Raw genomic sequence first — 6,974 nt, 5'->3', positions numbered from 1 at the left:
ATCCAGCATCTGGCCGGCATGAAGGATTCGAAGGTGATCGTGGCGATCAACAAGGACGAGGAGGCACCGATTTTCCAGGTGGCCGACTACGGGCTTGTCGCCGATCTGTTCGACGTCCTGCCCGAGTTCAAGGCGGCGGTCGGCTGACATCCCGAAACAGCGCTGTCATGAGACCAAAGGGCCCGCGTTATGCGGGCCCTTTTTCGTTCCGGAGGTGAGACATCGCCCCCCCGCCCGGCAGGGCGGGAGCGTTCCATCGGCGTGTCAGGCCGCACCTTCCGGCGCGGAGACGAACCAGGACCTTCGGGCGAACCGCAGGCCGGCGAAATACAGGCAGAAGCCGACAACCGCGCTGGTTGGCGCGGAGAACTCCGCATGGGCCCCGCCGGCGGCGTAGACGAGGATGCCGGCGCCGGCGGCCGCGAACCAGGCGAACAGCCCGAGCGGATTGAAGGCCGGTACATGGCTGATGCGGTATTCGATATCGCCGCCGACCAGCGCCGCATAGCGATCGCTGAGGATATGGGCGAGCGCCACCGCGACCCAGGCGACGACGAAGATGCCCTGATAGGCCAGCGCCTGCAGCAGATAGGCGAAAACATCGGCCAGCATCAGCACATAGACGATGGCGCCGACGAGCACCGCCCAGAGAATGCGGCCGAAGGGCAGGGCGCCAAGCGGCGAGAACAGCGCCTCCATGTTGACCGAGGCGAGGTAGTAATTGGCGGTGTTGATGCGGGTCTGGGTCACCCAGACGAACACCAGCCCGCCAAGGCCCATCAGCTTCAGCAGCGAGAACAGCACGGACACTTCGGAGATCGCCCCGTCGTTCGGCACGGTGCCGATCATGAAGATGCCGAACAGGCCGCTGACCAGAAAGGCCATCAGATAGAACGGCATGCCGAAGTTGACCCCGGCATGGTAGCCCGCATCCTCCTGCCGGCCGAAACGGGCATAGTCGAAGGTGAACATCATCAGCACCCAGACGCCCATGTAGTAGACGAAGCAGGACCACCAGCCGCCGGCAGGCGCGCCTTCGGCCGGTCCGAGTTCGAGCCAGGCGTTGGAATAGCCATATTCCGCGATGGCGAGCCCGACGGCGGCCAGGAGCCCGAGGATATAGACCGGCAGCAGGATGCCGTTGAACTTGTCCAGCCAGGTCTGGATGCTGCCGAAGATCAGAACAACGCTGTAGGCGACGACGACCAGCGCCCCCACCTCGTAGGAGATGCCGGGGAAGGTGGTGGTCAGGCCGACGGCGATCACCGAGCCCTCGAACACCGCATAGTAGATCGCCGTCGCGCAGAAGATCAGCGTGGCGATGCTGGCGCCGACGCTGCCGAACAGCACCCGGGAGAACAGGGCCACCGACAGGCCGGTGCGGATGGCGTAGCGGCTCAGCACCGCGTTGATCGCGCCATAGGCGATCACCGACAGGATCATGCCGATTATGGCGTTGCGGGTGCCGAAATTCAGCGCCATCGACGCACCGACGACGATGTAGAACACCGCGCTGCACACCGCCCACCAGGCCATGGTGAGGTTCATTTTCGGCATCCGCGCCTCCGGCGGCACGGCGATATTGGAAAAGTCGAGCGTGTCGGCCTCCGGGGCCGATTGCAACTGGGCCATTGTCATTCCCTTCTGGTCTGGTTGTTGTCGTTGGATCTCACCGGGCAGGGAAGGGCGCACGCCCTCCCGTGAACGGCCCGGATCTTGTTGGCGATCCGGTGCCGTTCGGGCCGGTGTCAGTGCTGCAAGGTCGGTGAGACGGATCGGCACACAGGCACCGATCCGACCGGAGCGGGATCAGTCCTGATGCAGACGCTCCAGGACGTAGGAGCCGCTTTCGTGCAGTTCCGCCGTCCAGCCCGGTTCCACGACGATGGTCGTCGTCGGCTCCTCGATGATCGCCGGACCGGTGATGTGGTCGCCCGCCCCCAGCTTGGTGCCGTCATAGACCGGGGTGCGGGTGAACTCGCCGCTTGAGGAGAAGATCGCCATGCGGGTGCCCTTCAGCGCGCCATCGGAATCGCCGCCTCTGGAGAGAACCGCGTCATCGGGCTTGCCGACCACCCCGTAAAGGGTGCTCTCGATGTTGACCACCTCCACGGTGCTGGCCGGCTCCGCATAGGTGTAGAGCTGCTCATGCCGGCGGTGGAAGGCCTCCTTCAGCCGTTCGACGGTCTCGGCGGTGATGTCGAAACTGTCGACCTCCACCGTGCATTCATGCACCTGACCGAGGTAGCGCATCTCCAGGCTGCGGGTGATGCGGATGGTGTCGTCGGTGAACCCGTCCTGCCGCAGCTGCCGGGTGCCGTCCTCCTCCAGTTGCCGGAACAGGCCGTTGACCCGGGCATAGGCCTCGTCATTGTCGAGCCGCACCGGACAGGTGGCCATGTGGTTGTATTTCACGTCGGAGATGATCTGGCCGAAGGCGCAGAGGCCGGAGGCGAGCTTGGGGACGATGATCCGGGAAATGCCCATTTCCCGGGCGATGGCGCTGATATGCGCGCCCGTCGCGCCGCCGGCGCAGACCAGCACGAAGTCGCGCGGATCGTAGCCCCGCTCGATGGACACCCGGCGGATGCCATTGACCATGTTGGCATTGACGATGGTGAACATGCCATAGGCCGCCTTTTCCAGGCTGATGTTCAGCGGTTCGGCGATGCGGCTGCGGATCGCCTCCTCCGCTTTTGCCCGGTCGAGCGGCAGACGGCCACCGACGAGACCACCCGGGCAGAGATAGCCCAGCACCAGATTGACATCGGTGGTGGTCGGCTCGGTGCCGCCGCGCCCGTAGCAGGCCGGGCCGGGATCGGAACCGGCGCTTTGCGGCCCCATCTGCAACAGGCCCATGTCGTCGATCCAGCCGATCGAACCGCCGCCGGCGCCCAGCGTCTCCACCTGGATCATCGGCACGCCGATGCGGTAGCGCAGGAAGTCGATGTTCTTGTTGAGGTTGGTCACCCCCTCATGGGTCAGGGTGATGTCGAAGGAGGTGCCGCCCATGTCGACGGTGATGACATTCTGGTCCTCGAACGGCGCGCAGACATGCAGGCCCGCCTTCGGTGCGGAGGCCGGTCCGGAGTTGATGGCATAGACCGAGCGGTCCGCCATCAACTGGCCGATGGCGAGACCGCCGTTGGACTGGAAGTAGCGCACCGGCGAGGTCGCTCCGAGGGAGCGGAAATAGGCGTCCACCGCCATCACGTAGCGCTTCAGGATCGGCGCCAGATAGGCATTGGTGATGGCGGTGGAGGTGCGGGTGTATTCCCGCACCTGCGGATAGAGATCGGAGCCGAGGGTAAGGGGCACGTCGGGCATCATCTCGCGCACGATCTCCGCGGCCCGCCGTTCATGCTCGGGCTGCAGCACCGACCAGACGAAGGAAATGGCGACGGATTCGATCCCCTCCTCGATGAAGGTGCGGCAGGCGGCGCGCACATCCTCCTCGTTGATCGGGGTCCGGATCGTGCCGTTCGACAGCACCCGCTCGCGCACCCCCTTGCGCAGGTTGCGCGGCACCAGCATCACCGCCGGCGGATACTCCGCGTCATAGCGGTAGCCATCTTCCTTGTGGCCGTTGCGGATCTCGATGGAATCCTCATGGCCGGCGGTGCAGATCAAGCCGGTGCGCGCACCCTTGTGCTGGATCAGCGCGTTGAGGCCAACGGTGGTGCCGTTGATGCACAAATCGCAGTTGGGAATGATTTCTTCCAGCTCGACGCCCAGATCCTCGGCGATCAGACCCAGGCCGTTGCGGATCGCCAGGGTCGGGTCGGACGGGGTGGAGAGGGCCTTGTAGAGGCGGCTGCCGCCGGCCCGTTCGGCGAGGACGAAATCGGTGAAGGTGCCGCCGGCGTCGATGCCGAGACGATATTTGCTGTTCATGATCAGTATCCTTGAATGAGGGGAACGGTCAGGCGGCGCGCAGCTTGCGCGTCGCGTCCAGATCGACCCTCAGGGAGCCGGCATCCTCGATCACCACGCCATAGTCGCGGCGGGCGCCTTCAAGGGAGACAAGGCCGAGTTTCACGTCCGCCAGAACCTTGTCGACGGGGCGCTGCATCGGGTCGCCGTAGCCACCGCCGCCCGGGTTCATGTTGGTCACGGTCTCGCCCGGCTTGATCACGCCGATGGTGTTGTCGCGGATGGTCTCGACCTTGCCGTCGCGCTTCAGCTCCAGCCGGCCGACCTTGGTGTCGGTCATCTGCGAGCCGGCACCGGCCGCGCCCAGCGCCGGAAGCCAGCGCCCCTCGCCGAACATGATGAAGGTCATGTCGCTGTCGAGCGGCTCCACCTCCCAGGCCGTGCCCGATCCGCCACGATAAAGCCCGGCGCCGCCGCTGTCGGTCATCAGTGAATAGCGGTGAATGATGATCGGATAGGAATGTTCCAGCAGTTCCACATCCCCGGAGGTCAAAGCGCCGAAGCAGCATTCCGGCCCGCAGGCGTGCCAGCCGTCCTGCTGCGGCGTGGCCCCGGCGCCAGAGATGATGGTGGCGAGCACCATCGTCACATATTCCTCGTCGTGCCGGGTGTCCCAGCCGGCGATGTTCAGGCCATTGGCATGGCCCCAGGAGGCGGCGACCTTGGAGGGCATCGCCTTTTCAAAGGCAAGGCGCACCGCGTCGGTCAGCGTTTCCATCGGCGTGGTGGTGCAGTTCATATGCGGCGCCGGTTCCTGGGCGTTGCACAGGGTTCCCTTCGGCCCCATGTTGACGCTGACGCAACGGTAGAGCCCCTCGTTGTAGGGCGGTGGCAACTGGGCGAACATCATCAGGCCGAGATAGACGCCGGAATAGGAATTGCCCTCGTAGGAGTTGATGAAATACGGGATCTGCGGCGGGCTGGAGATCTCGATGTGACAGCTGTCGTCCTCGATCGTCACCTTTGCGGTGATGTCGAAATCGCCGAAACCGTGACCGGCATCCTCCAGCACCGCCGTGCCCTCATAGGTGCCGGCGGGCACCGTGCGGATCAGGCTGCGCATCTGCCGTTCGGCCATGGCCAGCAGCTCGTCGACACAGGCATCGACCTGCGCCGTGCCGTATTTCTCCAGCATCCGGATGAGGTTGCGCTCGCCCACCTGGCAGGCGCCGATCAGCGCGTTGAAATCCCCTTCCTGATCGCGCCGCGCCCGCATGTTGGTCAGGATCATGTTGAGCACGTCGTGACGCGGCTTGCCCCGGTCCCAGATCTTGACCGGCGGAATGCGCAGGCACTCGGCGTAGATCTCCTTGGCTTCCGGGTTGTAGCCGGCCGGCACCGGTCCGCCGATGTCGGTCAGATGCCCCTTGCAGACGGTCCAGTAGACCAGCTTGCCCTCATAGAAGACCGGCTTGTACATGCAGGTGTCGATGGCATGGCTGCCGCCATAGGCCGGATCGTTGTGCAGGATCAGGTCGCCTTCATGGATGTCGTCGCCGAAATAGTCGGCGATCACCTTCATCGCCGGGATCAGCGACCCGAGGTGGATCGGAATGTCCTGCCCTTGCAGGATCATCTCCGGCGTGGCGTTGAAGAGCGCGGTCGAATAGTCATGCGCCAGGTTGAAGACGCTGGACCGCGCCGTCTTTTCCAGCGACAGGGTCATTTCCCGCTGCGTGGTTTCCAGGATGCCGCGCACCACCGAAAGGGTGATCGGGTCGATCTGGGCCTGCTGGCTTCGTTCGGGTTTTCCGACTGTCTGTTCCATCCTCGTGCCTTTCCCTGACGGCTGGATCCGGCCGTGCTGGCACGTCGTTCCTCCCCGCCGTCTGTTCTGGTTCTTGCTCCGCCAACAACAGTAGGAACGGGACGCGCGCGCTGTCTTTGCGCCTCAGCGCAGGATTTCTTGCCGTGGAGTGCACAGGGCGCCTTGCGCATTTGTGCGCCGCGCGCCCCTCGCCTAAGGTAAAGGCGGGAGGACGAGAGGATGAACACGCTTATCTCGACAGGCGGTGTCGCGCCTGCGGATCGCAGTGCCCATTGGCATCAGGCGATCGCCCAAGCCTATTTTCCGCTGGACCTGCGGTTCCGCGAGGCGGAGCGGTTCGGCGGGCGACTGGAGGAATGGAACCTCGGGCAGGTCTCACTGTCACGGCTTCGCTCCGAGGCCCTCTCCTATCACCGGCTGCCGCAGCACCTTGCCTGCGACGAGGAGGAGCACCTGCTGGTCACCATCCCGCTGCGCTCGGAAATCTTCTTCGCACAAGCGGGCCGTGAGGTTTATTGCAAGCCCGGCGGCTACATCATCGAACGCAGCGATCAGCCCTATGATTTCAGCTATGACGCGCAGGCCGATCTGTGGGTGATGAAGGTTGCTGCCTCTGCCCTCGGGGGCCGGATCCGCGCGCCGGACCGGTTCTGCGGCATGCAGTTCAACGCCGGCGGCGGCGTCTCCGGCCTGTTCGTCGACATGCTGCATCACATCCCGCAGCGGTTTGCGACCATGACCGCGGAAGCCCGCGAGGCGGTCGGCCTGCATCTGGTGGAACTGCTCGCCCTGTCGATCCATGCGGATGAACGCACGCTGACCTCCGGCGGCTCCTCCGTGCGCGCCGCCCATCTGAGCCGGGCCGAACACTATGTGCGGGCCAACCTGCACCGGCCGGAACTGGGTCCGGAGCTGATCGCGCAAAGCTGCGGCATCTCGGTGCGCTATCTGCATGCGCTGTTCCGCGACACCGACCGGACGCTCGGCCAATGGGTGCGCGATCTGCGGCTGGAGGCGGTGAAGATGGACCTGCGCGCGGCCGGCGCCCGGCAGTCGATCGCCGAGATCTGCTTCCGGCGGGGCTTTGGCGACGTGGCGCATTTCTCGCGGCTGTTCAAGCAGCATGTCGGCTGCTCGCCCGGCGAATACCGGCAGGAAAACCTCAAGACCTGTCGCCGCGATCCCGCATCGGACCGGCCCAGGGACGAAGCACCCGCGTGAGGCGCCACAGGCACGGGCGGATCGCGCCGGCACTACCGGCGTGCGCCCGCCC

The 6,974-nt window shown here is 65.1% G+C and carries 4 protein-coding genes and 1 pseudogene; 2 read left to right on the top strand and 3 right to left on the bottom strand.

From position 1 onward, the window contains the following. Nucleotides 1-147, top strand: a pseudogene (locus LC062_RS20370) (electron transfer flavoprotein subunit alpha/FixB family protein); the annotation flags it as partial. Between the two features lie 117 nt (nt 148-264). On the opposite strand, the gene LC062_RS20365 reads toward LC062_RS20370, so the two are convergent. The 3 genes from LC062_RS20365 to capB all read right to left on the bottom strand — a co-directional run bounded on the left by LC062_RS20365 (nt 265) and on the right by capB (nt 5,701). Continuing rightward, the gene (locus tag LC062_RS20365) at nt 265-1,632 is read right to left on the bottom strand and encodes a purine-cytosine permease family protein (RefSeq protein WP_224912925.1); all 1,368 of its coding nucleotides are present in this window, start codon (nt 1,630-1,632) and stop codon (nt 265-267) included. A gap of 177 nt (nt 1,633-1,809) precedes the next feature. Continuing rightward, nucleotides 1,810-3,894: a caprolactamase subunit alpha gene (gene capA / locus LC062_RS20360; protein WP_224912923.1), complete on the bottom strand. Its 2,085-nt coding sequence runs from the start codon at nt 3,892-3,894 to the stop codon at nt 1,810-1,812. 28 nt (nt 3,895-3,922) lie between these two features. Further along, nucleotides 3,923-5,701: a caprolactamase subunit beta gene (gene capB / locus LC062_RS20355; RefSeq protein WP_224912921.1), complete on the bottom strand. Its 1,779-nt coding sequence runs from the start codon at nt 5,699-5,701 to the stop codon at nt 3,923-3,925. A 219-nt stretch (nt 5,702-5,920) separates the two neighbouring features. Between capB and LC062_RS20350 the strand changes: the two genes are divergently transcribed. After that, entirely contained in the window at nt 5,921-6,922 is a 1,002-nt protein-coding gene (locus tag LC062_RS20350) for an AraC-like ligand-binding domain-containing protein (RefSeq protein ID WP_224912919.1), read from the top strand. The last annotated feature ends 52 nt before the right edge of the window (nt 6,923-6,974 follow it).

This window comes from Stappia indica (assembly GCF_020177335.1).
GTDB lineage: Bacteria > Pseudomonadota > Alphaproteobacteria > Rhizobiales > Stappiaceae > Stappia > Stappia indica_B.
This window is presented reverse-complemented; position numbering and strand designations above follow the sequence as displayed.

Coding starts and splice junctions, on each gene's coding strand:
- LC062_RS20365 (WP_224912925.1), bottom strand. CDS start 1,632: ATGGCCCAGTTGCAATCGGCCCCGGAGGCCGACACGCTCGACTTTTCC.
- capA (WP_224912923.1), bottom strand. CDS start 3,894: ATGAACAGCAAATATCGTCTCGGCATCGACGCCGGCGGCACCTTCACC.
- capB (WP_224912921.1), bottom strand. CDS start 5,701: ATGGAACAGACAGTCGGAAAACCCGAACGAAGCCAGCAGGCCCAGATC.
- LC062_RS20350 (WP_224912919.1), top strand. CDS start 5,921: ATGAACACGCTTATCTCGACAGGCGGTGTCGCGCCTGCGGATCGCAGT.